This window comes from Lutibacter sp., from assembly GCF_041596795.1.
Classification (GTDB): Bacteria; Bacteroidota; Bacteroidia; order Flavobacteriales; family Flavobacteriaceae; genus Lutibacter.
In genome coordinates this window covers 1-3548 of the sequence record NZ_JBFHHX010000226.1, presented here as the reverse complement: position 1 = coordinate 3548, position 3548 = coordinate 1, and the positions used below count along the sequence as shown (strand labels likewise).

4 protein-coding genes and 1 tRNA gene are annotated in these 3548 nt (G+C 30.8%); all 5 read right to left on the bottom strand.

Features of this window, described 5'->3' with window-relative positions:
• Positions 1-695, bottom strand: a 695-nt coding sequence (locus ABY298_RS15550; protein WP_372746966.1) for an RteC domain-containing protein, incomplete at its 3' end; no start/stop codon positions are given.
• Positions 696-764: 69 nt separating this feature from the next.
• Positions 765-2036: a site-specific integrase gene (locus ABY298_RS15545; protein ID WP_372746965.1), complete on the bottom strand. Its 1272-nt coding sequence runs from the start codon at positions 2034-2036 to the stop codon at positions 765-767.
• Positions 2037-2371: 335 nt separating this feature from the next.
• Positions 2372-2459, bottom strand: a tRNA-Ser gene (locus ABY298_RS15540).
• Between the two features lie 3 nt (positions 2460-2462).
• The gene (gene rimM, locus ABY298_RS15535; protein WP_372746964.1) at positions 2463-2993 is read right to left on the bottom strand and encodes a ribosome maturation factor RimM; all 531 of its coding nucleotides are present in this window, start codon (positions 2991-2993) and stop codon (positions 2463-2465) included.
• A 17-nt stretch (positions 2994-3010) separates the two neighbouring features.
• A partial coding sequence (locus tag ABY298_RS15530) for a 30S ribosomal protein S16 (RefSeq protein WP_372746963.1) occupies positions 3011-3548 on the bottom strand: 538 nt, incomplete at its 5' end.

The following is a 3548-nucleotide window of genomic DNA, read 5'->3' as shown; positions in this document are numbered from 1 at the left end:
TTCTTCATTTCTGCTTGACCATTTCTTATTGCTCCAACAGCATTAAGACCATATAATAATTCTACTAACTCTGTTTTTGAACCTGTCCAAGATAAATCGTTTAGAATTTCAGGTTTAACTTCTTTAATTTTTTTCTTCGATTCTTGTTGTTCGATTTTAATTAATTCTTTGGAGTAGTATTTTGACAATAAATTGTAAGATATAATTCTTGCTGCTAAAAAATCTTTGTTGGTTGAAAATTCAGGTTCACGATCTAAGTGCATTGAGTCAAAATTGATTTCACATTGTGAATTGCCTCTTAAAAAATAGATAGAATCAAAACTCTCCAATTTTTGTTCATAATACCTAAAGAAATTAATGTGCTTCTTTTTTACTGCTTCTAATCTATCTAAGAAACTTTGAACCATTTTTTTATGCTTTAAAATATTGGATTTTGGTTTTTCTACAAGATATTTATGTACGTGTGTAAAATATTTTAAATTACCATAAATTAAAGGTTTTTGATGTTTAAAAAAATTGATTTCGTCTTCATCGGAATGAAATTTAAATTGCCGGAGGTAAAATCTTAACTGATTCAAACAAGTTCTAGAACAATTAATTTTTTTCTTGTATTTGTGAAATTCTTCTATTTCAAGCTTGTCAATATCATTCAACTTATTGCTGTAATCAGCAATAATCTCGGCAATTTTTTTCATAGTATTTTTAAATCTTTTTAATAGGTTTTAAAAATACTAAATCTTACTAAAAAATACCAAATCGTATTATTAATTGGAACTTCCTGATTTAATGTTATTTATGCTTTTCTTCGATTTTTTTTCATCTAATATTAGTTTTAAAGCGCTCATATCATCACTTACTTTTCTTTCAATTACTCGTGCATAAATTTGAGTAGTTGCAATTTTTGTATGCCCTAAAATTTTAGAAACTGTTTCTATTGGAACTCCATTAGTTAAAGTTACTGTAGTTGCAAATGTGTGTCGCGCCATATGGAATGTTAAGTTCTTTGTAATCTTACACGCATCAGCAATTTCCTTTAAATAACTATTTAATTTTTGATTTGAAAGTGAAGGAAACAACGTGTTTGTTACGGCAGCTCGCGCGTTATTTTTATACTTATCAATCAGATATTGAGCCTGGTCAAGAATTGGAACTTTAACTGGTGTATTTGTTTTTTGTCTTTTAGTAATAATCCATTTATTACCATCAATTCCTAAAATAACATTATCTTTTTTTAGCTTCATAATATCAACATATGCAATACCTGTGTAGCTGCTGAAAATAAAAAGGTCCTTTACTAAATCTAAACGTTCAATATCAGTACTATAGTTTTCAATACTTTCAAGTTCTTCTTTTGATAAAAACTCACGTTCCTTTTTAATAAATGAAGGTTTATATTTAACAAATGGGTCTCTTTCTATCCATTCCATATGAAAGGCCATAGTTACCATTTTTCTTAAGCGTTGAATGTGTTTTATGATGGTATTATTGCCTATTCTTTTCTTATTTCTTGAAAGTTTATAGCCTCTTAAGAAATTGTCAAATTGCACAACAAATGAATAATTTAGGTCTCTCAAGTAAATATCTGAAGTTTTGTATTCTTTTAGTACGAACTCCATTAAATAACTCTGGGTAGTTTTATAAAGGCCAAGTGTGGCTTTATTTAACTTGTGAGCAAAATTAGTATTATGATAATCAATAATATTTTGAAGCGAATAATATTGTTGGTCGGTTCCTAAAAATCGAGCTTTTATAGCTTCAGCTGTTATTAATTTTCTTTCCGTTACTAATTCCTGGTATGCTTTGAAAATTGCAGCTTGTGTTTGGTCAATATAATTATTGATAACTCTAGCCTCTTGACTGTTTCCTTTAATTTTGGATTTAGATTTATCCCACGATTCTAAAGGAACTTTTCTTTTTAGGCTAATATTAACTCGTTTCTGATTAACCGTAATTCTTGCGAATAAATCCGCTTCGTTATTTTTTGCACGTGAAGCATTAATCCAAATTAGGATTGAAAAAGTGTTTTGGGTTTTCATAGTTGTCGTCTTTTTAAGTTTAACTTTTTTTAAAGACGAAAGTCAAATCAACTATGGATATTGGCCCTGGTAACAAATGTATAAGATTTGTTGACCAAATCCTACCTTATTCTCATTAAATTATGTACTGTTTCACCGTTTTTAAAAATACATTTTATCAGTATTTACAGTATCTACAGCCTTAATTCGGTCAACAAATTTACTTTTTTTATTTGTTGACCGATTTGTTGACTTATTTAATGAGTTTAAATCAATTTATCTGTTAACTCCTAAAATTCAAAACACCGTAAAACCTATGGTTTGCTGTATTTTGATTCAATTTGTGTTCATTTTCGCAGAGAGGAAGGGATTCGAACCCTCGATACCCTTTTGGAGTATACACACTTTCCAGGCGTGCGCCTTCGACCACTCGGCCACCTCTCTAATTTAATTATTAAGGTATAAATCTATCAGTCCTGCTGGAGATTCTACCACTATTTTTTTATGCTCTCTATCCACTTTTTTAATAAAATCATCAATCATAGGGATAAAAACATCTGTTCCATTTGAGTTAATTTCAAATAAAGGTTGTGCAGAAGAGTCATTTACACCTGAAACAACACCAACATAACCGTAATTAACATCTTCAATATCAAAACCAATTATTTCGTGAAAATAAAATTTATTTCCAGTTAATTTTGGAAGGAATTCAAGCGGTAAATATAAACCTCCACCCATAATAGCATCGGCATCTTCTTCACTATCTACCTCTTCAAATTTTATACGAAGTTGATTTCCTTTCTGAAGTAAACTTTCTTCTAAAAAAAATGGAACCAAATCATTGCCTAAAGCAATAAATACTGATTCCAAATTTTCGTAAAGTTCAGGTTCGTCTGTATCCAATTTGGCTACAACTTCACCTCTAAAGCTATGTTTTCTTACGATTTTGCCTAAATAAAAACAATCTTTTTTATGCATTATCGCAAACTAACTTATTACTCTGTTTTTCCTTCTTCTTGAGCAGCAGCTTGTGCGTCATCAATAGTTTGAGGAGCAGCATCTTCTGTTACTTCTTCTGCAGCTTGTGCAGCAGCTTTAGCGTCAGCTTCAGCTTTAATTGCAGCATTTGCAACTTCAGCAGCGGCAGCAGCTCTTTCTTCGTTTACTTTTACTTCAGCAGCTAAAGCTTTTGCTTTTGCATCTGCTTCTGCTTTAGTTAAACTCTCTTTTTTAGCATCAATTTTTCCAGCTTTTTCATCTAACCAAGCTTGAAATTTTGCTTCTGCTTGCTCTTCTGTTAAAGCTCCTTTTCTAACACCACCTGCTAAATGATTTTTTAGCATAACTCCTTTATAAGATAAAATTGCTTTTGCTGTGTCAGTTGGTTGTGCTCCGTTTTGTAACCATTTTACAGATCCATCAACATCTAAATCAATAGTTGCAGGATTTGTGTTTGGGTTGTAAACACCTAGTTTTTCTAAATACTTACCATCTCTTGTTGCGCGTGCATCTGCAGCTACTATCCAATATAAT